The organism is Prochlorococcus sp. MIT 1314 (genome assembly GCF_034093315.1).
Classification (GTDB): Bacteria; Cyanobacteriota; Cyanobacteriia; order PCC-6307; family Cyanobiaceae; genus Prochlorococcus_A; species Prochlorococcus_A marinus_Y.
The window spans coordinates 1,060,612-1,084,606 of sequence record NZ_CP139300.1 but is presented as its reverse complement, the minus strand read 5'-3'; the positions used below and the strand labels follow the sequence as shown (position 1 = coordinate 1,084,606).

The 23,995-nt window shown below is 32.7% G+C and carries 20 protein-coding genes and 1 tRNA gene; 11 read left to right on the top strand and 10 right to left on the bottom strand.

Going from position 1 to position 23,995, the window contains the following annotated elements; all coding sequences use genetic code 11:
- Positions 1 to 93 precede the first annotated feature (93 nt).
- On the bottom strand, positions 94 to 714 hold the full coding sequence (gene clpP / locus SOI86_RS06270) for an ATP-dependent Clp endopeptidase proteolytic subunit ClpP (RefSeq protein WP_320682504.1): 621 nt from the start codon (positions 712 to 714) through the stop codon (positions 94 to 96).
- Between the two features lie 89 nt (positions 715 to 803).
- Complete coding sequence (tig, locus tag SOI86_RS06265; RefSeq protein ID WP_320680984.1) at positions 804 to 2,261, bottom strand: trigger factor; 1,458 nt, start codon at positions 2,259 to 2,261, stop codon at positions 804 to 806.
- Positions 2,262 to 2,385: 124 nt separating this feature from the next.
- On the opposite strand from tig, the gene SOI86_RS06260 reads away from it, so the two are divergent.
- The 3 genes from SOI86_RS06260 to SOI86_RS06250 all read left to right on the top strand — a co-directional run bounded on the left by SOI86_RS06260 (position 2,386) and on the right by SOI86_RS06250 (position 6,382).
- A complete protein-coding gene (locus SOI86_RS06260) occupies positions 2,386 to 3,417 on the top strand; it encodes an aspartate-semialdehyde dehydrogenase (RefSeq protein WP_320680983.1) in 1,032 nt (343 codons plus the stop codon).
- Entirely contained in the window at positions 3,414 to 4,316 is a 903-nt protein-coding gene (gene dapA, locus SOI86_RS06255) for a 4-hydroxy-tetrahydrodipicolinate synthase (RefSeq protein ID WP_320680982.1), read from the top strand. Before SOI86_RS06260 ends, dapA begins: the two co-directional genes overlap by 4 nt.
- An 80-nt stretch (positions 4,317 to 4,396) precedes the next feature.
- The gene (locus SOI86_RS06250) at positions 4,397 to 6,382 is read left to right on the top strand and encodes a ribonuclease J (protein ID WP_320680981.1); all 1,986 of its coding nucleotides are present in this window, start codon (positions 4,397 to 4,399) and stop codon (positions 6,380 to 6,382) included.
- On the opposite strand, the gene tilS is transcribed toward SOI86_RS06250, so the two are convergent.
- The gene (tilS, locus tag SOI86_RS06245; RefSeq protein ID WP_320680980.1) at positions 6,379 to 7,389 is read right to left on the bottom strand and encodes a tRNA lysidine(34) synthetase TilS; all 1,011 of its coding nucleotides are present in this window, start codon (positions 7,387 to 7,389) and stop codon (positions 6,379 to 6,381) included. The genes SOI86_RS06250 and tilS overlap by 4 nt on opposite strands.
- Positions 7,390 to 7,474: 85 nt before the next feature.
- On the opposite strand from tilS, the gene SOI86_RS06240 reads away from it, so the two are divergent.
- The gene (locus SOI86_RS06240) at positions 7,475 to 8,251 is read left to right on the top strand and encodes a DUF561 domain-containing protein (protein WP_320680979.1); all 777 of its coding nucleotides are present in this window, start codon (positions 7,475 to 7,477) and stop codon (positions 8,249 to 8,251) included.
- 30 nt (positions 8,252 to 8,281) lie between these two features.
- Positions 8,282 to 10,321: an excinuclease ABC subunit UvrB gene (gene uvrB, locus SOI86_RS06235; protein ID WP_320680978.1), complete on the top strand. Its 2,040-nt coding sequence runs from the start codon at positions 8,282 to 8,284 to the stop codon at positions 10,319 to 10,321.
- 6 nt (positions 10,322 to 10,327) lie between these two features.
- Here uvrB and SOI86_RS06230 read toward each other — a convergent pair whose 3' ends face one another.
- A complete protein-coding gene (locus SOI86_RS06230) occupies positions 10,328 to 12,088 on the bottom strand; it encodes an aspartate kinase (RefSeq protein ID WP_320680977.1) in 1,761 nt (586 codons plus the stop codon).
- Positions 12,089 to 12,127: 39 nt separating this feature from the next.
- Positions 12,128 to 13,129: a DNA polymerase III subunit delta gene (gene holA / locus SOI86_RS06225; RefSeq protein ID WP_320680976.1), complete on the bottom strand. Its 1,002-nt coding sequence runs from the start codon at positions 13,127 to 13,129 to the stop codon at positions 12,128 to 12,130.
- 58 nt (positions 13,130 to 13,187) lie between these two features.
- On the opposite strand from holA, the gene SOI86_RS06220 reads away from it, so the two are divergent.
- Positions 13,188 to 13,811, top strand: coding sequence for a precorrin-8X methylmutase (locus tag SOI86_RS06220; RefSeq protein WP_287609171.1), 624 nt, complete (start codon positions 13,188 to 13,190; stop codon positions 13,809 to 13,811).
- 31 nt (positions 13,812 to 13,842) lie between these two features.
- Here SOI86_RS06220 and mutS read toward each other — a convergent pair whose 3' ends face one another.
- Positions 13,843 to 16,584 carry a DNA mismatch repair protein MutS gene (mutS, locus tag SOI86_RS06215; RefSeq protein WP_320680975.1) on the bottom strand — a complete coding sequence of 914 codons (2,742 nt, stop codon included), beginning with the start codon at positions 16,582 to 16,584 and terminating at the stop codon, positions 13,843 to 13,845.
- Between the two features lie 136 nt (positions 16,585 to 16,720).
- Between mutS and psbZ the strand changes: the two genes are divergently transcribed.
- From psbZ to SOI86_RS06195, 4 genes are all read left to right on the top strand, one after another.
- On the top strand, positions 16,721 to 16,918 hold the full coding sequence (psbZ, locus tag SOI86_RS06210; RefSeq protein WP_320680974.1) for a photosystem II reaction center protein PsbZ: 198 nt from the start codon (positions 16,721 to 16,723) through the stop codon (positions 16,916 to 16,918).
- Between the two features lie 47 nt (positions 16,919 to 16,965).
- Complete coding sequence (ribH, locus tag SOI86_RS06205) at positions 16,966 to 17,442, top strand: 6,7-dimethyl-8-ribityllumazine synthase (protein WP_320680973.1); 477 nt, start codon at positions 16,966 to 16,968, stop codon at positions 17,440 to 17,442.
- Between the two features lie 63 nt (positions 17,443 to 17,505).
- A tRNA-Gly gene (locus SOI86_RS06200) sits at positions 17,506 to 17,577 on the top strand.
- Positions 17,578 to 17,625: 48 nt separating this feature from the next.
- Positions 17,626 to 18,057, top strand: coding sequence for a nuclear transport factor 2 family protein (locus tag SOI86_RS06195; RefSeq protein WP_320680972.1), 432 nt, complete (start codon positions 17,626 to 17,628; stop codon positions 18,055 to 18,057).
- A 54-nt stretch (positions 18,058 to 18,111) separates the two neighbouring features.
- Here SOI86_RS06195 and SOI86_RS06190 read toward each other — a convergent pair whose 3' ends face one another.
- Entirely contained in the window at positions 18,112 to 18,567 is a 456-nt protein-coding gene (locus SOI86_RS06190; protein WP_320680971.1) for a GNAT family N-acetyltransferase, read from the bottom strand.
- A 171-nt stretch (positions 18,568 to 18,738) separates the two neighbouring features.
- Between SOI86_RS06190 and secA the strand changes: the two genes are divergently transcribed.
- Positions 18,739 to 21,570, top strand: a complete 2,832-nt coding sequence (gene secA, locus SOI86_RS06185) for a preprotein translocase subunit SecA (protein WP_320680970.1) — start codon at positions 18,739 to 18,741, stop codon at positions 21,568 to 21,570.
- Positions 21,571 to 21,578: 8 nt separating this feature from the next.
- Here the strand turns inward: secA and cysE are convergent, their stop codons facing one another.
- From cysE to infC, 3 genes are all read right to left on the bottom strand, one after another.
- Positions 21,579 to 22,313, bottom strand: coding sequence for a serine O-acetyltransferase (cysE, locus tag SOI86_RS06180; protein ID WP_320680969.1), 735 nt, complete (start codon positions 22,311 to 22,313; stop codon positions 21,579 to 21,581).
- A gap of 6 nt (positions 22,314 to 22,319) precedes the next feature.
- On the bottom strand, positions 22,320 to 23,306 hold the full coding sequence (locus tag SOI86_RS06175) for a GntR family transcriptional regulator (protein ID WP_320680968.1): 987 nt from the start codon (positions 23,304 to 23,306) through the stop codon (positions 22,320 to 22,322).
- A 77-nt stretch (positions 23,307 to 23,383) separates the two neighbouring features.
- On the bottom strand, positions 23,384 to 23,956 hold the full coding sequence (gene infC / locus SOI86_RS06170; RefSeq protein WP_320680967.1) for a translation initiation factor IF-3: 573 nt from the start codon (positions 23,954 to 23,956) through the stop codon (positions 23,384 to 23,386).
- Positions 23,957 to 23,995 lie beyond the last annotated feature (39 nt).

Genomic DNA, 23,995 nt, shown 5'->3' with positions numbered 1-23,995 from the left:
GTCTAAAGTAAAGGTTTAAAATATTTCCTATTCACTAGGATTGCTTATAAACATCGATTCGTCATCATATTCTTAAAAAATAAGTGCCGCTTGTCATTTTTTGATAACTTTATCGATTAATCCATACTCGACTGCTTCTGAGGGAGACAAGAAGTAGTCTCTTTCTGTATCTTCATTAATCTTTTCTAAAGGTTGACCAGTATGTTCTGCTAAAAGCGAATTTAATGTCTTCTTGAGAAAAAGTATTTCTTTAGCTTGAATCTCAATTTCTACTGCTTGACCTTGTGCACCTCCAAGGGGCTGATGAATCATTATCCTAGAATTAGGTAAAGCTAATCGTTTCCCCTTAGCCCCCCCAGAAAGTAGAAATGCCCCCATACTTGCAGCTACTCCAAAGCATATTGTCACTACATCAGGAGATATTTGTTGCATAGTATCGTATATAGCCATTCCTGCAGTTACTGAACCTCCAGGAGAGTTAATATATATTTGGATGTCTTTTTCAGGATCTTCAGCTTCAAGAAATAATAATTGTGCAACAAGAGAGTCGGATACTTGATCATTAATTCCAGTACCTAAAAAAATTATTCTTTCCCTCAATAGTCTTGAATATATATCAAAGGCTCTTTCTCCTCTCCCAGATTGTTCTATAACCGTAGGAACAGCTGCACTAATTTTATTAATGCTTGCATAAGAACTTATTGAGCTTTGAATTAAATGTTTTTTTTCTGAATTCACAAAATAGTTTTCGTCTTATAGTTAATTTAAGAGTTTTTTGACTAATTAGTAAGAAATTTCATAAATTATTTTTTTTCTTTTTTATTTTGAGTTTTTGTCGTTTTTGTGGTTTTCGAGGTTTTGGAGGTTTTGGTAGATTTTGTGGCTTTTGTAGTTTTGGAGGTTTTGGAGGTTTTGGAGGTTTTGGTAGATTTTGTGGCTTTTGTAGTTTTTTCTTTAACTTCGGAATTTTCTTCAAGCCAAATTATTAATTTTTCTTTGAGTAGATCGTTACTTACTACTTCTGTTAATTTTTTAATATCTATTTGTTTTGAAGATTGAGAGATTGCATCTTCATAATCTTTCATTTTTAAATCAATTTCTTCTTTTTCAACTGTTATGTTTTCTTTTTCAGCTAATGCTTTAAGAGCTAAATTTCTTTGGACATTTTTTTCAGCCTGAGGCCTTGTTGACTCTGCTAATGACTTAACCAATTCTGGAGTGAAAGTTGATTTAACATCAAGACCTTGTTGGGCAAATCTTTGAGCGGTTTGTTCAATATTATTCCTAACTTCTATATCAATCATAGATTTTGGAATTTCAGCAACCAATTCGTTTGTTAAGGCATCTAGTAAAGCTTCAATTTTGATATCTTTTTGAGTTTTTTCAAAATTATCTTTAAGTTGCTTTTCAATATCTTTCTTTAACTCTGTTAATGATTCTTTGTTCCCAGACTGTTTTGCAAAATCGTCATTAAGTTCAGGTAATTCTTTTTCCTTAAGATCCTTAAGATTTACTTCAAAGATTGCCTCTTTACCTCTGGAATCCTCATGCGAATAATCTTCAGGAAATTTAAGGTTAAGTGTCTTAGTATCACCAATTTTCATCTTTACAATTCCCTCAACGAATCCGGGAATCATCTTGTTCTTTTCTAACTCAAGATCCATTGATTCACTTGTCCCACCATCAATCTCCTTACCAGAATCTTTGTACTTTCCTTTAAAACTAACTACAGCAATATCCCCTAATTTCGCTGCTCTATTGGTTACTGGGATAATATTAGCAAACTGACTTCTAGATTTTTCTAGCGCTTCATCTATTGACTTAGGATCAAACTTTGTTTTTGAGATTTCAACACTTAGTCCTTTGGATTTTTTTAGTTTTAATTCTGGGGCAACATCAGTTTGAAGAGTAACCTTAAGTGATTTTTCAGGACTAAACTTTGCAAGTAAAGATTCAAATCCATCTACCAATTCTGGCTCACTTAGTGGCTCTATAGATTTTATTTTTAACGCTTCTTGCCATGATTTATCAATAATTTTTTCCAGAGCAGAGGCATGTAATTGTGTGATGCCAATTCTTTGGATTAAGACTTGTTTAGGAATCTTACCAAGTCTAAATCCTGGAATTTTAGCCGAACGACTGATTGAACTGATTGTTTCATTTACACACGTTTTGCATGTCTCAGATGGTATTTCTAATTCGAATGAAATTCTACTTTGAGGCAGAGGAGTTGTTTTGACTATTAGTGCATCTTTAGCCATGTTTTTCTAAGTTATTACTATGAGCCGAATCTTAATTATTTCACATTATGTGATTTCCTTGAAAGTTAATTTTTTGATAAAGTAAAAAAAATAGTCAATCTATTTATAAAAATCATTTTTAAGTGTGAGACAATCTCCGTATTTGCCTAATAGGCCATTAAAAGTTGCTGTTTTAGGTTCTTCAGGTGCCGTGGGATCTGAATTGCTAAGAATTCTTGAACAACGTGATTTCCCAATATCAGAATTGGTCTTGCTTTCATCAGAGCGGTCAGAAGGAAAAAAAATTATTTGGAAAGATGAAGAATTAGTTACAAAAAAAACAACTAAGGAAGAATTTAAGAATCTTGATTTAGTTTTGGCTTCAGCTGGCGGAAGTATTTCAAAAAAATGGTTGTCTACCATTATTGATCAAAATGCTTTACTGATAGATAATTCAAGTGCTTTCAGATTAGATAAGAACGTTCCTCTTATAGTCCCTGAAGTTAATGCTAGTGACGTACTTAATCATGATGGGGTAATAGCGAATCCAAACTGTACTACCATTTTGTTGACATTAGTTTTAGCTCCATTAAACAAACTTTCTCCTATTCAAAGAGTTATTGTCTCAACATATCAATCTGTCAGTGGTGCAGGCCAACTGGCGATGGAGGAACTAAAACTTTTAACTGAACAATATCTTCAAGGAAATCCTCAAAAAAGTGAAGTTTTGCCATACTCCCTTGCGTTTAATTTGTTTTTACATAATTCCCCTATGCTTTCAAATAATTACTGCGAAGAAGAGATGAAAATGGTTAATGAGACAAGGAAAATATTAAATATTGCTGATTTAAAGCTCTCTGCTACATGTGTTCGAGTCCCAGTACTGAGAGCACATTCTGAATCGATCAATATTGAATTTGCCGATGTAGTTGAGCCTAAAGATGCTCTTGAAGAATTAAAAAAATCTCCTGGAATTGAAGTTATTGAGGATTACAAAAATAATAGATTTCCTATGCCAAATGATGTTATGGGAAGGGATAATGTTGCTGTTGGCAGGCTAAGAACTGATATAAGTCAGCCTCATGGATTAGAATTATGGTTATGTGGAGATCAAATAAGAAAAGGAGCAGCTCTGAATGCTGTTCAAATAGCTGAGTTATTAATTCCCAAAAAATGATTACAGACAAAACTGAGTGTAATAATCCACTATTTGGAAGAATATTGACTGCAATGGTTACTCCATTCACTGAGAATGGCGATGTTGATTATGAACTAGCTATAAAACTTTCAAATTATCTTTTTGAGAACGGTTCTGATGGAATTGTGTTGTGCGGTACTACTGGAGAATCTCCGACTCTTTCATGGGCGGAACAGCATGATTTATTTATTGCGGTAAAAGGATCTTTGGATGCAAGCTGTAAAGTGATAGTTGGCACTGGAAGCAATTGTACAAGCGAAGCTGTGGAAGCTACAAAAAAAGCTTATGACTCTGGTGCCGACGGTGCTTTGGTCGTTGTGCCTTATTACAATAAGCCGCCTCAAGAAGGTCTTTATAAACATTTCAGTTCTATTGCTAAATCTGCAAAGGATTTGCCTCTTATGCTCTACAACATTCCTGGCAGGACTGGATGCAATTTATTACCTGATACTGTGAAGAAACTTATGGATTTCTCAAATATTCTCAGTATTAAAGCTGCAAGCGGTAGAATAGAAGAAGTAACAGAACTAAGAGCTATTTGTGGCTCCAAACTCTCTGTATATAGTGGCGACGATTCATTGTTGCTTCCAATGTTATCTGTAGGTGCTGTAGGAGTAGTAAGTGTTGCAAGTCATTTAGTTGGATTGCAACTGAAAGAGATGATTCATTCTTTTCAAAGTGGAGACGTTTCCAATGCTCTTGCTATTCATGAAAAACTTCAGCCTCTTTTCAAAGCACTCTTTATGACTACTAATCCAATCCCAATTAAGGCTGCTTTGGAGCTATCGGGATGGGATGTAGGTAATCCTAGAAGTCCTTTGTCACCTTTAACCAATGACATGAAAAAGCAACTATCTTTTATCCTGAATTCCCTATAATAGGGATTATATTTAACTTGATAATTAAATTTAAATAAACCTTATTTGATTACAAGCAGGCCTTTATAAATTTCAAAATTATGCAATCAAGTACAAATTCAACTTTAAATAGATCTACTCATGATTCATCTAGATCTAAAAGTAATACGCCAGCTCTACGAGTAATACCTCTTGGAGGACTACATGAAATAGGAAAAAACACTTGCGTTTTTGAATATGGTGATGAATTAATGCTTGTTGATGCTGGCCTAGCTTTCCCATCTGATGGCATGCATGGCGTAAACGTTGTTATGCCTGATACAACTTTTTTAAAAGAAAATCAAAGAAGAATAAAAGGAATGATTGTCACTCACGGGCATGAAGATCACATTGGAGGTATTTCTCATCATCTAAAGCATTTTAATATTCCCATTATTTATGGTCCAAGACTGGCAATGTCAATGCTTAGAGGAAAAATGGAGGAAGCAGGGGTATCTGATAGAACAACTATACAGACAGTAAATCCAAGAGATGTTGTAAAAGTAGGACAACATTTTTCTGTTGAATTTATTCGAAATACCCATTCTATTTGCGATAGCTTTTCTTTAGCAGTTACAACACCTGTTGGCACAATTATTTTCACGGGAGATTTTAAGTTTGATCATATGCCAGTAGATGGAGAGCAATTTGATATAGAAAGAATGGTGCATTACGGAGAGAAGGGTGTTTTATGCATGTTCAGTGATTCTACTAATGCCGAAGTTCCAGGTTTTTGTCCTTCTGAGAAGACTATCTATCCCTCTTTAGAAAAACATATTGCAGAGGCAAAAGAACGAGTTATCCTTACCACTTTTGCTAGTTCTGTTCATAGAGTGACAATGATCTTAGAATTGGCCATGAAACATGGAAGAAAGGTCGGTTTGTTAGGTAGATCGATGATAAATGTTATTGCTAAGGCAAGAGATATTGGTTATATGAAATGCCCAGATGATTTGTTTGTTCCTATCAAACAAATTAGAGATTTGCCAGATAGGGAGACATTATTATTAATGACGGGTAGTCAAGGAGAACCCCTAGCAGCGTTAAGCAGAATCTCTCGTGGTGAACATCAGCATGTTCGTCTTAAGACTACTGATACTGTAATATTTTCAGCTAGCCCAATTCCTGGTAATACTATTTCTGTTGTTAATACAATAGATAGATTAATGAAACTTGGAGCAAAGGTTGTTTATGGAAAGGGTGAGAATATTCATGTTTCTGGTCATGGTTTTCAAGAAGATCAAAAGTTAATGTTGGCACTCACAAAACCTAAGTTTTTTGTTCCTGTTCATGGAGAACATAGAATGCTTGTTTGTCATGGGAAGAGTGCACAAACTATGGGGGTTCCAAAGGACAATATCTTAATTATTGAAAATGGAGATGTAGTTGAGTTAACACCTAATTCTATTCAAAAGGGTGATCCTGTAAAAGCTGGTGTTGAACTGCTTGATAACTCTCGAAATGGGATAGTAGACGCTAGAGTTTTAAAAGAGAGGCAGCAATTAGCCGGAGATGGTGTAGTAACTGTTTTAGCTCCTATTAGTACAGATGGAAAGATGGTCGCGCCTCCCAGAGTAAATTTAAGAGGAGTTGTCACTACTGCAGAACCAAGAAAAATGTCTATGTGGACAGAACGAGAAATAAGCTGGGTTTTAGAAAATAGATGGAAACAATTATCCAGACAAACTGGTCCGAATACTTTTGAGGTTGATTGGATTGGTGTACAAAGAGAAATTGAAAATGGTTTATCCAGAAGAATGAGAAGAGAATTACAAGTTGAGCCACTTATTTTGTGTTTAGTTCAACCTGCCCCAAGTGGAACTCGTGCTTATATTCCAAAGATTACCGAAGAGCAAAGTTTCTCTAATAAAAATAGAAATAAACATAATTTCCAAAAGAAATCAAACAATAATCATCCTAATAGTTCAAATAAACAGCAAAATACTCAAGAAAGTCCAAAAGTTTCACAGAACTCATCAGCTGATACTGCTAAGGAAGATTCATTTGAAGGTAGAACAAGAAGAAGAAGATCTGCTGTCACATCTTAACTTTTTTCAAAATTGATATAGTTTTTATTCCAAACAATTTTTAAAAACTCTTGCAAGCTAACTTGACCTTTATTTTTTGCGTAAATTGAATTTGCTAATTTGGCCAGATTTTTAGAACTATATTGCTTTGCAGATATATCTTTTAAAAATCTATTTAAGATTGTGCACCGAGCTTCTATACACATACTATTTAAGAGATTTCTATTAATTCCTTTTAGGTCTCTACAATATATGTATGCTAGTTCACTAAGATCATTACGTTCATTATTGTAATTGCTCATTTTTTGGGAAAAATTATTTATCCTTGAAGAACAACCTGGATAGATATCCTCTAAGGTAGGAATAATTTTTTTTCGGACTACATTTCTTTTTAATTTTAGATCTGAATTTGTTGGATCTTCCCATACAGGAATGTTCATAGCATCGCAGAATTGTTTTGTGTCTTTTCTACTGAAAATTAATATTGGTCTAATTAGAAAAATTTGATTTTCTAGTAATCTTTTGCTCTCAATATTGCTGAGACCTGCAAAATTGCTTCCTCTGGCTAAATTGAGTATAAATGTTTCTGAATTATCACTACTTGTGTGGCCAGTTAATAAATAAATATTTTTTTGTCGCTGGTTGTTATTTAAAAAAGTTTTGGCTCTTTCACATAATTTTTTATATCTCCATTCTCGCGCTTTTTCTTCTGAAAAATTTTTTTCTTTATTTGCTTTATCAAAATAAAATGAAATTTTTTTCCCTTCGCAATAACTTTTTAATTCAAGAGCATATATTGAGGATTTTTCATGCCACTGATGATCTCCATGCCAAACACTAATTGACCAATTGTGAAGTTTTTTTAGGTCATTAATTAGGGTTAATAAGGCCATTGAATCTTGTCCACCGGAAACACTGATTACAATGTTCGATCCTTTCGGAAGTAATGTTTTTTTGCTAAGAATCTCTTTATGCAGTAGATGATGCCATGATGACCAATTTTTCTGAGTAAAATTTTTATCAGACATTTTGTGTTGCTCAGATAATATTTTTTAAAAAATGCACTGTTTTACTAAAACAATGTCACAATCAGGTAATAAATTCATTAAGTAAATGAGTCTGATTAATCTTTTGCCACAAACTATTAAAGAAGAGTTGAGAAGTAAATCTTTACTCAAAGTTATTTCAGGATTGAATAATTTTGATGTTCAATCTGTGAAAACAATTGTTGAGGCTGCTTCATTAGGAGGTGCAGATCTTGTCGATATTGCTTGTAAACCTGAGCTCGTTGATCTGGTACTTAAGAATTCCTCATTACCCGTATGTGTGAGTTCAGTAGTGCCGAAATGTTTTATAGATTCTGTAAAAGCAGGAGCCTCATTAATAGAGATAGGAAATTACGATACTTTTTATGAAAAAGGCATTAATTTTTCAGATGAAAAAGTCTTAAACATAACTCGAGAAACAAGGGATCTATTACCTAATGTTCCCTTATCAGTAACTGTTCCTCATACTATTCATATTGATAAACAAGTTGATCTTGCAATAAAGCTAGTACAGGAAGGTGTTGATATTATTCAAACAGAAGGTGGCACAAGTTCTTGTCCTTATTCATCTGGAATCCAAGGCCTTTTTGAAAAGTCAGTACCGACTCTTGCAGCTACCTATGCTATTCATCAAGAATTTAAGAAACAATCTGTAACGATACCAATTATGAGTGCTTCTGGATTAAGCCAAGTAACTTGTCCACTAGCAATATCTTGCGGAGCCTCAGCAGTTGGCGTTGGATCTGCAGTTAATAAATTAGATGATTTAATATCAATGATTGCGGTTGTTAGGGGCTTAAAAGAATCTTTGAAAAATTCAATAATTAGCGAAAAAATTTCTTAGGATATCCTAAGAAATTTAGCTACTAGCTTGATGAACAACTATAAGCTTCAAGCTCCTTATGAACCAAATGGAGATCAACCTGAGGCTATAAAAAAATTAGTTAGAGGAGTTAATAGCGGGAAAGAGTTTCAGACTCTTTTAGGTGCTACTGGTACTGGTAAAACATTTACTATTGCTAATGTAATTCAACAAACTGGAAGGCCAGCTCTTGTATTGGCTCATAACAAAACATTAGCTGCACAACTATGTAATGAATTAAGGGAGTTCTTTCCAAAAAATGCTGTTGAGTACTTCATTTCTTACTACGATTATTATCAACCTGAAGCTTATGTCCCTGTAAGCGATACGTACATAGCTAAAACAGCTTCAATTAATGAAGAAATAGATATGCTGAGACATTCTGCAACACGCTCATTATTTGAGAGAAAAGATGTAATTGTTGTTGCATCCATAAGTTGTATATATGGTCTTGGTATCCCAAGTGAATATTTAAAAGCTGCAGTTAAATTTGAAGTTGGAAAATCTATAAATCTACGTTCTTCTTTAAGGTCGCTTGTAGAAAATCAATATACTAGAAATGATATTGAAATTACTAGAGGTAGATTTAGGATTAAAGGCGATGTTTTAGAAATTGGTCCTGCTTATGAAGATAGATTGATAAGAATTGAATTATTTGGTGATGAAGTCGAAGCTATTAGATATGTTGACCCTACTACTGGAGAGATACTGGAAAGTTTAGAACAAGTTAGCGTTTATCCTGCAAAGCATTTTGTTACTCCAAAAGAAAGACTTGAGAGTGCAATAAGTGCAATTAGAAGTGAATTGAAAACTCAACTCGACAAATTCACATGCGAAGGAAAATTATTAGAGGCTCAACGGCTAGAACAACGCACAAAATATGATTTAGAAATGCTAAAAGAGGTCGGTTATTGTAATGGGGTTGAGAATTATGCTCGTCATTTATCAGGAAGGGAGGAAGGTTCACCTCCAGAATGTCTAATAGATTATTTCCCAAAAGATTGGTTGTTGGTAGTAGATGAGAGTCATGTGACATGTCCGCAACTACATGCAATGTACAACGGTGATCAATCTAGAAAAAAAGTTTTAATTGATCATGGTTTTAGATTGCCAAGTGCCGCAGATAATAGACCTTTAAAATGTGAGGAGTTTTGGGAAAAATCAAAGCAGACATTATTCATAAGTGCAACTCCTGGGCAATGGGAATTAGATCAATGTGATGGTGAATTTGTTGAGCAAGTTATAAGACCAACTGGGGTATTAGACCCCGTAATTGACGTAAGACCTAGTGAGGGCCAAGTAGAAGATCTATTATCTGAAATAAGAATTAGAGCTGAAAAGAATCAAAGAGTTCTAGTTACTACCCTTACTAAGAGAATGGCTGAAGATTTAACTGATTTTTTATCTGAAAATAAAGTAAGAGTTAGATATTTGCATTCTGAAATTCACTCAATTGAAAGAATTGAAATTATTCAAGACCTCAGAATGGGTGAATATGATGTTTTAGTAGGAGTTAATTTATTAAGAGAGGGCTTAGATCTCCCTGAGGTGTCATTAGTTGCCATTTTAGATGCTGATAAAGAAGGTTTTTTGAGGGCAGAAAGATCATTGATTCAAACAATTGGAAGAGCTGCCAGACATGTTGATGGTGTTGCCTTGCTTTATGCAGATAACTTCACAGATTCAATGAAAAGAGCAATATCTGAAACTGAAAGAAGACGAACTATTCAAAAAAAATATAATCAGGTTAATGGTATTACTCCAAAACCTGCAGGTAAAAAAATAGAAAATTCAATATTATCTTTTCTAGAACTTTCTAGAAAATTAGATGCTGGCGGTTTATCTAAAGATTTAATAAATATAGTTAATAACAATACAGATGCAATTCTTAATGCTAGCGACAATCAATGTTTGCTAGAAGAATTACCTGACTTAATAGAGAAGTTAGAAATTAAAATGAAAGATGCTGCAAAAGAGTTGAATTTTGAAGAAGCAGCAAATTTGAGGGATAGAATCAAAAAATTAAGACAAAAAATGGCAAGAAATAGCTAAAAGAACTTATTTATCCAATTGGAAATGATTGTGAATAGCATTAACTGCTTTGTCACAATCTTTTTCTAAGACAATACATGAAGTTCTAATTTCACTAGTGGCAATCATTTCAATATTGATATTTTGGTCAGCCAGTGCTCTAAATATTTTTCCAGCTGTTCCGACCTTAAATGCCATTCCTGCTCCTACAGTGCTTACTTTGGCTATTGCAGGGCCATCTTCAATGTATGAACCAGGTAATTTCTTTGTTAAGGCCTCAAAAACTAAGTTAGCTTTGCTCCTATCTTGCTTATTCATAGTAAGACTAATATCCTTAGTTTTTGAAGAGGAAATTCTTTCAGATTGCACGATAGTATCGAAAAGTAAATTATTTTCAGCTAATGCTAGGCATATTGATGCTGCCACACCTGGACGATCAGGCAGTTTTCGAAAACTGACTTGAACTTGGTTTTTATCTAATGCAATTCCTCTTACTTCAGGTTGATCTTGTTTTTCGTAAATTGGATTAACTAATATTTGTGTATCGGATAACTTAAATTTCTCGGCAACAAATCTAATAGCTTTTGTAAGATTATTAATTTCAATTACGCAGCTTACTTTAATTTCACTAGTAGCTATTAACCTTACATTTATATTTGCTTGAGATAAAGTATCAAATAAATCAGCTGAAACACTTGGCCTACCCATAATGCCTGCTCCTTGAATACTCAATTTAGTCATGTTTGTTTTTAGATTGTATTCGCCTCCTAATTGACTAGTTATCAGTTCACATTGTTCTGCAGTTTTTTTAACTTCTAATTCACTTACAGTAAATGTAATATCGTTATTATTTCCATCGTGTGTTGCTTGTATTATTAAATCTACGTTAATACTTGCTTCTGATAGCTTTTCAAATATTTGTGCTGCAATCCCAGGCCTATCAGGAATATTTGAGAGACTGAATATTGCTTGGTTTTCTAATACTTCAAGACTATTTACTGTTTTTGTTAATTCTAAGCTTCCTCTTTTTAGGGGGAGAGGTTGGATTTGGCTTTCTAGGAGAGTTCCACTTGATTCGCTTTGGCTTGATTTGACGCATAATTTAATTCCATAATTGCGGGCAATTTCTACAGCTCTTGGATGAAGAACTGAAGCACCGACGCTTGCAAGTTCAAGCATTTCTTCACAACTAATTTCATCTAATAGTTTTGCATTGGCAACAATTCTCGGATCAGTAGTAAGAACTCCTGGTACGTCTGTATAAATTTCGCAAGTTTCAGCTCCTAAAGCTGTTGATAAAGCTACTGCGGAGGTATCTGAACCACCTCTACCTAAGGTAGTAATTTCCATTGATCCAGTATGGCTTAATGTTGTTCCTTGAAATCCAGCAACTACAACTACAAAACCCTGATCTATATAATTTTGGATTCTTTCTGTTTTAATATCCAGAATTCTTGCTTTCCCATGTATTGATTCAGTAATAATTCCTACTTGGCTACCGGTCATGGAAATTGCAGGTATTCCATATTCATTTAATGCCATTGAGAGAAGTGCTATGGTTACTTGCTCTCCAGTTGAGAGAAGCATATCCAATTCCCTGCGATTGGGATTTTTGCTTATTAATTCCGCTAAACTATTTAAATTATCTGTAGTATGGCCCATTGCAGAGACGACTACGACAATTTCATTTCCTGATTCTTTGCTTTGACAAATGCTAGTTGCAATATTTTTAATTTTTTTAATATCACCGACAGAAGTTCCGCCAAATTTTTTTACTAGTAAAGCCATATTTAAATCATAATGTAAATTCTTAAACTTATAATTTGGTTAACTTAAATTAATTAAATTTTCCGTAAAAACGTTTATAGGATTATTACCTTTTTTTAGTAGTGATTCAATGTTTAATAAATTACTCATTAAATTAATCAAATATTCTTGCGATATATTTTTTACTTTTTTTCTAATAAAAAAAATCCTTTTTGGATTAGAAATGCCTGCAAGATTAGAAATCTTTTCTGCATTAAAGTTCCCAGAATTAATTGCTAATTTTATGATTGTATGAATTCTTATTTGACTAATTAAACCTGCATTTAGTTTTAAAGCAGGATCTCCTTTTTGTAGGGAATAATTTATTTCAATTAGACTTTCATTAATATTTTTTTGTAAGAGAAGATCAATGATTTTGAAAATATTGGATTGATGATCACTAAATATTTTTTTTACATCATTACTTTTAAGAAAAAGTTGTGAATTCGAATCACTTGATACTGCAGAGAGGTATGTTTTAGCTTTGGCTAATTCATTTATTAGTTTAAAGCTGTCATTACCAACTGAATCAATAATTAATTCAGCTGCATTTTTATCAATTTTGATATTCATTTCATTTGCGGCATCTTCTAAAAATCTTTTTTGGCCCTCATAGTCCCAGATTTCTGGTAAAGAAAATGATTTTTCTTTGGCTAAATTATTTTTGATAAGTTTTTGTAGAAATTTAGTACTCTTTAGTCTTGAATCTGGTTTTTTTGTATTTTGCAAAATGAAATAAGTATTTTGAGGTATATTGTCATGAATTTTTTCAAATTTAGTTCTTAGATCTTCATTTTTGGCAGTAAAAATGGGATTATTTTTCAATGTAACTATTCTGTATCCATCTCCAAAAGGAGGTGTAAGAACTTCATCAAAAGCTTTATTGACTTGCTCATCATCATCTCCATTTAAATTAGTTACGTTTATTTCTTTCCATTCTTTGGATACTTCCGCATCAATTAATTTTTGAATAAATGTATTTTGAGCATTTAGATCATTACCCCATAATATTTGTATTGGCATAATAGCTCAATAAAAACCATATTTTAACTATGATTACTTCTAACACAAATTAAATTTAATGGTAATAGATCATCCAATTTTTTTGGAAAGCATCAGATTCATAAGATCTCGTTTAGTAGCCAATGATTTAAATTATTTGGAAAAAAAAGTACTAGAGAGATTAGTTCATACTTCAGGAGATTTTACAGTTCAAAATCTTGTAAATTTTAGTGAAGGTGCTTGTGAAAAGGGTCTTCAGGCACTTAAAAATGGTGCTCCTATCTTAACTGATACCGATATGGCAGCAGCAGCAATAAAATCCATGGCAGAAAATACAACTAGGAATAAAGTATTCACCGCTAGAATGTGGTTTGGAAAAAATAATCATACAAACTTAACTAAAACTGCATATGGCTTAAGTGAAGGTTGGAAGGAGTTATCCGCTATAAATTCTGGAAGCAAATCTCCTATTGTAGTTATTGGCAGTTCGCCTACAGCGTTAACTTATTTAATTGATATTTTAGAAAATGCAAAAGATTTACCTAGTTTAATTATCGGAATGCCTGTTGGATTTATTGGAGTAGAGAATAGCAAAAACAAACTGATTTCCACCGATCTTCCTAGAATTGTTTTGAATTCAACTAGAGGAGGTGCTGCAATGGCAGCCGCTGCGGTTAACGCCTTATTGAGGGAAACAATTTAAAAAGTATTTATTTGAGAAAAATATCAAAAATCTACTTAATATCATAATTTAATTTGTTGTTTTCTTCTAAAGAATTTAAAACTGATTTTGCTTTTTCTAAAACTTCTTTTGGAACTCCTGCTAATTTAGCTGCTTCTATGCCATAGCTTTTGTTTGAACCCCCTTTAACAATCCTGTGGCTAAAGATTAGCTGATCGTTATTTTGTTCTACTAAAACTTGAAAATTTTGTATATTCTTATTTGAATTTTTTAAATAATTCAGCTCATGATAGTGCGTAGCAAAAATAGTATTACATTGAATTTTTTTTGCAAGATATTCACTTACTGACCAAGCTATTGAAAGTCCATCAAAAGTAGATGTCCCTCTGCCTATCTCATCAAGTAAAACTAGTGAGCTAGAAGTTGCCTGGTTTAGAATTGATGCAGTTTCAGACATTTCTACCATAAATGTTGATTGTCCAGATGATTGATCATCAACTGCCCCAATTCTTGTGAAAATCCTATCTGCAATCTTGATTTCAGCATTATTAGCAGGAATAAAGCTACCAATTTGTGCGAGAATTTGTATTAAACCAAGTTGCCTTATAAAGCAACTTTTTCCGCTTGCATTGGGACCCGTTAATATAATTAATTTTTGATTATCCTCAAAAGAGATATCGTTTGCTACAAACTTTTTATCACTTAATAATTGCTCCACAATTGGATTTCTTCCTGCGATAATTTTTGTACTATTTTTTGTCATTGAATCATTTATTGGTATTAATGAAGGTTTTATAAAATTGTTTTCTACTGCAGTAATTGATAAACCAAGTAGTGCATCAAGAGATGCTATGGCTTTTGCGATTGATCTTATTTGTTTTGTTTTTTCAGCAACTATATTTCTTAATTCGCAGAAAATTTCATATTCTTTTGATGAAGCTCTACTTTTTATTTGGAAAATCTTATTTTCTTTATTTTTAATTTCTGAAGTGATATACCTTTCTTCATTAGTAAGAGTTTGCCTTTTGATCCAATGCTGTGGAGCTAAATTAACTTTTGACTTATTTATAGAAATGTAATAACCAAAATTTTTATGAAATTGAATTTTTAGGTTTGAAATTTTGCTAATTTTCCTTTCCTTTAATTCCTCTTTATTTAGCCACTCAGAGTAATCATCCATTAAATTGCGTAAACCATCTAATATATTGTCAACACCATCGTGGATCATGCCTCCCTCACTAATATTTAGAGGAGGATTTTCTACTAGTTTAAAACTTATAGTATCAGCTAATTCTAGGAGTCCTTCATCAATATTTTTTAATTGATCAGTCCAATCTGGGAGATCATATTTAAATAATTCAATTATGGATTGTAGTCTAGGCAATTTTTTTAAACCTTCAGCTATTGCAATTAAGTCTCTGGGACTTGCATGACCTGCACAAGCTCTACCTGCAAGTCTTTCTAAATCCCCCATTGCTCTTAGTAAATTTTGGGTATCTGTACGTAATTTTTTAGATTCAAGAAAGTTTGTAATTATATTTTGTCTTTTATAAATTTCATTAACGTTTAATAGTGGTGAATCTATCCACCTTCTTAAACACCTTGCACCCATGCAGGTATACGTCCTATCAATACTCCATAGTAGCGAACCTACATAATTGTTTTCTCGTTGTGTATTTTTGATTTCTAAGTTTTTTTGAGTTTGATAATCAATAATTAATTTGTTGTGACCATATTGGATTTGTGGAAAGTCTAATGAGATTTTTAAAGAAGAATCTTTATCTAAATTTGAAGGATTAATTTTTTCTAAATAATTTAATAAACCTCCAAGTGATCTAGTTGCATTGTTTAAATTTTTAAGTCCTATTCCCTCTAGGTTTGCAATTTGGAAATAATTTTTTATTAGATAATTTGCTTCATTAATTCCAAAATTAGTCTCTTGAGAAACAGTATATGTAATTTGAGTATTTCCTTTGATTAATAAATCTCTTACTGCATTGCTTCCTACAATGATTTCTGAAGAATCTAATTTAATAATTTCATCAAATAGTTTTGACAGAGATTGGCCTTCTAAAGTTATTAATTCTCCTGTGCTTACATCAGCTTTTGATATACCCCATTCATAAGATTCATCTGAGTTTTCTTCTGATAAGTAAATAGCAGTAATCCAATTATTTTTCTTTGCTATCAACATCCCCTCTTCAATTACAGTTCCAGGAGTTATTATTCTTGTTATTCCTCTTTTAATTGGAGTCCCATAATTTCCAGAACTTTTTTCTAATTGATCGCATATAACCACAGAATAATTTTTTTTAATTAAATCAGCACAGTATCTCTCCATTGCATGATGGGGAACCCCTGCCATAGGGATCTTACCAATCTCTTTGCCAGCATCTTTACTTGTAAGCGTAATTTCTAAAAGGTTAGATATTAATACAGCGTCCTCAAAAAAACATTCAAAAAAATCTCCTAATCTATAAAGTAATAACCTATCTTTATTTTCTTCTTTTAGAGTTACATAATGCTTCATTACAGGAGTTAATTTCAGTTTTGAAACTGTTTTATAGCTATAAGATTCTTCATTGATGCAAACATTTTTGTTATTTGAAATTAAATCAGTCTTGAATTTATTTATTAAATTAGTTGAATTTTTTCTTTGTCTGGGTCTTTTTTGCGATTCTTTTTTTAAATCTTCCAAAGATAAATCTTCTGGAATTTTTGTCATTTCTTTTTGTTCATTATCATCATTACTAATCGCAAATAAATTTTTTTGAATTATCGTATCTTCTTGCATACTTTTTTAATTCCTAAATAGATATTAGGTAGAAATTTTTTTTTTGCATTTTACAAGTCACTACGAGTATGTAAACTTTTTCCATAAAAAGCAATTTCATGAGAATATAATAGCCATACATGTAAATTCCAAAATTATGCAGGCTGTAAACTTTTTCTTTATAAATGCTCTTTTGTTTTCATCTTTAATAGCTGTTGTTGGTGTGCCTTATTTGTATGCTACTCAAACTGACCCTTCTGATCGTCGTAATCCAGAAATAAAAAAAGTTGAAATTATAGGTGGAGTTTGGTTTCATTTGGTTCTAATTAATGGTGTTATTGCAGGTTTAGTTTGAATTAAGTACCCCTTCATGAGAATCTAGTAATATATATAAAAATTTAAATGGCTATTTATGAAGGCTCTTTTACTGATACTACTTCATTAAAAATTGGTATAGTAATAGCTAGGTTTAATGATTTAATTACAACAAAACTTTTATCTGGATGTCTAGATTGTTTAAAAAGACACGGTGTTGACATCTCAGAATCAAGTAATAATCTTGATATAGTTTGGGTTCCTGGTTCTTTAGAACTTCCAATTGCCGCAAAATCAATAATTAAAAAATCGAAATATGACGTTTTAATTACGCTAGGGGCAGTTATTAAAGGAGATACTTCCCACTATGATGTCGTGGTTTCTGAGGCAAGTAAAGGTATTACTAAGGTTTCTTATGAAAATAATATCCCAATTATATTTGGTGTTTTGACTACTGATACTATTCAGCAGGCATTAGAAAGATCTGGAATAAAAAATAATCTTGGTTGGAATTACGCTTTGCAGGCAATTGAAATGGGTTCTTTAATCAAAAGTTTAAATTAGTTTCAAAAAAGATTAATTATTTGTATTTTTGATTCCTTTTTTAGGATAAGATAAAAGAATTATGCGGATGTAGCTCAGTGGTAGAGCATCTCCTTGCCAAGGAGAATGTCGAGAGTTCGAATCTCTTCATCCGCTTTTTATGTTGTATTGCTTAAGGTATCTAAAGCAATATCCAACTTTCTAATGAAAAGAGTAATTTCTATAGATAATTTAAGAGAATTATTTACTAAACCTTATGGTGCAGATGCACCAACAAAACAAAAATGGGCTGAATTTTATAATGAGAATGTTATTTTTGTAGATCCAACCCAGAAAACAGAGGGTTTAGAGTCTTATGTCAAAGCTCAAGAAAAGTTAGTTAAAAGATGTGAAGATGTTTTTTTAGAAACTCATGCAATATCAATAAGTGGAAATTGTGGATTTGTTGAATGGACAATGGGTTTAAAAATAATGGGTAAAGAATTTATTTATCCAGGCACAACTCGTTTATTATTTGCTGAAAATGGATTAATTAACGAGCACAGAGATTATTTTGATTTTTGTGGACCAACTTTTGGACCAGTGCCTATTTTAGGTCCTTTTATAAGATGGCTTTACAGAATATTTGTATCTTGATTTTTTGATAAATTAAATTTGCTATATTTAGCTTCTTTTAATACGACAAGTGCTTTATATTTCACGAATTAATAAATTTTGAGACGAAACTTCTTCAAAATTAAATTGAGAATAGAATAACTGTTTATTCGTAGTCATTAAATATAATTTTTTTGTATTTTTAATTTCCTTCGAAGATAAAAGATTCTTTACAATTAATGTGCCAAAACCTTTGCCCTGGTGATTTTGATCTATCACTATATCCCAAAGAACTCCTCGATAAATCCCATCTGTCAAAGCTCTACCAAAACCAACTATTTCGTTACCAACCCAAAGACTTATTATAACGTCACTTTTAGCAAGACATTTTTTAAGATCATTAATTGTTCTATTTTTTGCCCAGAAGGCGTTTCTCTCTAGTAATCTTTGTAACTTATTTAGTCCATTGGTCGGCTTTAGATTAGGACCTAATCCAAAAACCCTTAATCCTATAGCTCCTTTAGAATGTTTTATTAGAGATATCTCTTTCATTTTAAAAATTTTGTAAAAAATTTAAGATAATTAGGTTATTTTTTGATTTCAATTTAAATACCCTAGTCGATCATTTCTATAAAATAAAGAGATATAATTTTTCTTCATTCTGTTGTAACGCACTAATTTATAATGTTTGTAATAGGATAAATTTTTTAAGGACTGTTACTTATGCTAAAACTTTTGTTGGGCGACCCGAATACACGAAAGTTAAAGCGCTATCAACCAGTAGTGGAAGAAATAAATTTTTTAGAAGAAGAAATTTCTAAATTAAAAGATGATGAGTTGAGAAGAGAAACTAATAATCTTAAATCAAAGATTTCATCAGAATTAGATATTAAAAAACAAAAAGAACTCTTAGAAGAATTTCTTCCTAAAGCCTTTGCAATTGTTAGAGAAGCAAGTAAACGTGTTCTTGGTATGAGACATTTTGATGTTCAGTTAATAGGTGGGATGGTTTTAAATGAGTGTCAAATTGCTGAGATGAAGACTGGAGAAGGCAAAACTCTTGTCGCAACATTACCTTGTTTTTTAAATGCTTTAACTGGGAAAGGGGTTCATGTTGTTACTGTAAATGATTATTTAGCCAGAAGAGATGCTGAGTGGATGGGACAAGTTCATCGTTTTTTAGGCTTGTCCGTTGGTTTGATTCAGCAAGATATGAGCCCAGTTGATAGAAAGAAAAATTACGATTGTGATATAACTTATGCCACTAATTCCGAATTAGGATTTGATTATTTAAGAGATAATATGTCTACTGATATTAATGAGGTAGTTCAAAGAAAATTCAATTACTGCGTTATTGATGAGGTTGACTCAATATTAATTGATGAAGCTAGAACACCTCTAATCATTTCTGGTCAAGTTGAAAGACCCCAAGAAAAATATCAAAAAGCTTCAGAATTGGCTATGGCATTAGTCAAAGCAAAAGAATTAAGTAAAGATGGGATTGATCCTGAAGGGGATTATGAGGTTGATGAAAAGCAGAGAAGTTGCATATTAACCGATCAGGGTTTCGCTAAATGTGAAGAGTATTTGGCAGTTAGTGATTTATACAATCCCAAAGATCCTTGGGCGCACTATATAACTAATGCTTTAAAAGCCAAAGAATTATTTATTAGAGATGTAAATTATATTATTAAAAATGATGAGGCTGTGATAGTGGATGAATTTACAGGTAGGGTAATGCCTGGAAGGCGTTGGAGTGACGGACAGCACCAAGCAATTGAAGCAAAAGAGAATCTTAAAATTCAGCCTGAAACTCAAACATTAGCATCCATTACTTATCAGAATTTTTTTCTCTTATATCCTGGCCTAGCAGGTATGACAGGAACTGCAAAAACTGAGGAGGTTGAATTTGAAAAAACTTATAAATTAGAAACAACAGTTATACCGACAAATCAAATAAGAAAGAGAAAAGATTGGTCTGATCAGGTATTTAAGACAGAGATAGGTAAATGGAAAGCAGTTGCTAAAGAAACTGCTCAAATTTATAGAGATGGTAGACCTGTTCTAGTTGGTACAACTAGTGTTGAAAAAAGTGAGTTATTAAGTTCACTTTTATCTGAAGAAAAAATCCCACATAATTTGTTAAATGCTAAGCCAGAGAATGTTGAACGTGAGGCGGAAATTATTGCTCAGGCTGGTAGAGCGGGTGCTGTTACTATTGCAACTAATATGGCAGGGAGAGGAACGGATATAATTCTAGGCGGCAACAGTGACTATATGGCAAGACTCAAATTAAAAGAGATTCTAGTTCCTTTGTTGGTAAAGCCTGATAGTGAGCATAAGCCACCAATTCCCAAACAAAGAAGTTCAAAAGCTAAGGGTGGTTTTTCTTCAAAGGTAGACTCAAAGTTGAAAAAGAATATTCCAGAATGTCCAAACAGTCTTTTCCCTTGCAAACTAGATGAGGAAATTGAAAAGAAACTTTCCCTTTTATCTAAGAAACTGATTGAAAATTGGGGTGATAGAAAACTTTCTGTCTTGGAATTAGATGACAGGATAGCTACAGCTGCAGAAAAAGCACCAACAGAGGACAACTTGATAAAGCTTTTGAGAGAATCTTTATCAGATGTGAAAGAGGAATATGAAAAAGTTTTGATTCATGAAGAGAAAAAAGTAAGGGAAGCTGGCGGTTTACATGTCATTGGTACTGAAAGACATGAATCAAGAAGAGTGGATAATCAACTTAGAGGTCGAGCCGGAAGACAAGGTGATCTTGGAAGTACTAGGTTCTTTTTGTCATTAGAAGATAATCTGTTAAGAATTTTTGGAGGCGATAGAGTAGCAAATCTCATGAATGCATTTAGGGTTGATGAAGATATGCCTATTGAGTCAGGAATGCTTACTAGGTCTTTAGAAAGTGCTCAAAAGAAAGTAGAGACCTATTATTATGATATTAGAAAACAAGTTTTTGAATATGACGAGGTTATGAATAACCAAAGAAAAGCAGTATATAGTGAAAGGCTAAGAGTCTTGCAAGGAAATGCTTTAAAGAGTCAAGTAATAGGATACGGAGAAAGAACCATGAGTGAAATTGTAGAGGCTTATATTAATCCTGATCTTCCTCCTGAAGAATGGAATATTGATCAATTAATTTCTAAAGTCAAAGAATTTATATATTTATTAGATGACCTTAAAGCTGATGATGTTAATTTATTATCAATAGAAGAATTAAAAAATTATCTTCAAGAGCAGTTGCGAATTGCTTATGATTTAAAGGAATCGCAAATAGAAAAGATTCGTCCAGGATTAATGAGAGAAGCTGAAAGATTTTTTATTTTGCAGCAAATTGATAATTTATGGCGAGAACATCTTCAATCTATGGATTCCTTAAGGGAATCAGTTGGATTGAGAGGTTATGGCCAAAAAGATCCTTTAATCGAATATAAAAATGAAGGATATGATATGTTTCTCGAAATGATGACTAATATGAGACGAAATGTTATATATTCGATGTTTATGTTTCAACCTAAAACCGACAGTGATGACAAAAATTAAATCAAGTTTCAATCATCTCCAAGAAATTCAATAATTTCTTTATCTTTAAGATTTTGTGCATCACCGAGTTTGGAAATATCAATAGATTCTGAGTTAGCTAGACATTGTAAGGTTTTTTGTAATTTAAGAATTTCATTTTCAAGCAGGTCTATTCTATCCATTAAATTTTTTATAACATTTGCTTCTGCATCTGGTAAGGCTGAGTGAGCTAATGGATTCACTTTGACACCACTTTGATGAACTACTCTACCAGGAACTCCAACCACAGTACTGTTCCCCTCTACATTGCGAACAACTACTGAACCAGCACCAATACGGGTATTTGATCCTACTGTGATTGATCCCAGAACTTTTGCCCCTGCTCCAACTACGACATTTTCCATTAAGGTTGGGTGTCTTTTCCCGTGACTTTTACCAGTACCTCCTAATGTAACTCCTTGATACAGCAGGCAATTATTTCCTATCTCAGCTGTTTCACCAATTACAACACCCATTCCATGATCTATGAAAACACGTTTGCCAATCTTAGCTCCAGGATGGATTTCAATGCCTGTTGCTAACCTATTGATATGACTTAAAAAGCGCGGAATTAAAGGAATTTTTAATTGCCATAGTTTATGAGTTAACCTATGAATAACTATCGATTGAAAGCCCGGGTAGCAAAGAAAAATCTCTAATATTCCTCTAGCGGCAGGATCTCTCTCTTTGATAATTGCTATATCTGATTTAAAAGTTCTTAGCATTTTGGTCTAATTAATTACTCCAATTTCTTTTTTTAGTTGATTTATTGTTTCGATACTCAAATAATTTTTAGCACATATTATTTGAGGTACCCTCATAAGCTGAGAACGATTTTTTAATAATGTATTTTCTACGACTGACAAACTTGGTCCATCACACACTATTTGGTTTGAAGACTTTAAAAGTGATAATAATCTACTGTTATTATCTGAGATTGCAGTCATAAGAATTAATTCACTTCCTCGCATGCTGTGTATGATAACTTCCGCTGCCCTCAATAAACCAGGACTAATGCTGACAATGCCTACACAACTTCCAGCATTTAATTCCTTGAGAATTTTTAATTCCTTTTGAAAATCACTCAAGTCAACTGCAATAGCTCTAACTCCATATTGTTTGGCAACTTTTTCTAAAGGCTGTAAAAAATATCTGCTTGTGACAATCGTCCCATTATTGGAACTACTCAAAACTTTTTCTAATTCTTCCATAGGAATAACTTCTACTGGTACATCAATCTTTGGAGAGAGGTCTTCTGCTATTAGCATAGAGGCTCCTATATCCTCCCTAGGAGTACTGACTATTATTCTTGCTCCGCATTGAATACGCCAATCAATTTCATTAGTTAGTACTTCTCTTGTTTCTTGTAAGGTACAGCCAAGATTTATGAAATTATCAATGGCATTTTTTGCTTCTTGATCTGGAGGTTTACTTATTTTGTCTTTTGAGTAAATTGATTTTTTAAAGTTTCTTTTTGTAAGATTATCTCTTACATAGATACCTGATCCAGCTATTGCTTCAACAACTCCATCAATTTCAAGTTGTCTGTAAACTTTGCTAATAGTATTACGATGTAGTCCAGTCTGCATTGCAAGTTGTCTAGTGCTTGGCAGCCTGTGCCCGGGAGGATAATGTCTTGCTGCTATTGCAAAGCAAATTTGATTATATAGCTGTGTCGATGCTGGGATATCACTTTCTTGTTGAATATGGAATCTCACTTTAAAAAAATCCTAAATAATAAATTTTTATTTATAGTGACACTTTAACATTCGGCATAGTTTTCGATAACAATTGATCACTCTTCATTTTTTTTAATAAGGGGAGTTTTTCTAGGGCTTAAAAACATTATCATGTTTCTTCCTTCTCTTTTGGGCTTTTGTTGAACTTCTGATTGCTCCTCTAAATCGTTAGCCATTTTTAAAAGAAGTGTTTCGGCTAAATTTGAGTGTTGAATTTCTCTTCCCCTAAAAAATACAGTACATTTTACTTTATCTCCAGATTTTAAAAATCTAGTTGCTTGACCTATTCTTACGTCATAGTCATGCTTGTCAATTTTATACCTCATTTTTACTTCTTTAACTTCTGTTTGATGAGATTTTTTTCTAGCTTCTTTTGCTTTCTTTTCTTGTTCAAATTTATATTTTCCATAGTCCATGATTCTACAAACAGGAGGATTTGCTTTTTCGCTTACCAAAACTAAATCTAGTCCTCTTTGGGAGGCTATTTCTAATGCCTTAGATCTATCTATGACACCTAATTGTTTTCCATCTGAATCAACAACTCTCAATTGAGTGTATTTTATTCTTTCATTTATATTTGGGAGCTCTCTAACAGGAGCACGGCGATCAAAGCGTGGACGTGGGGGCATTCAGTTTAGTTAATGAATTGAATTGATGATGAACAAAAT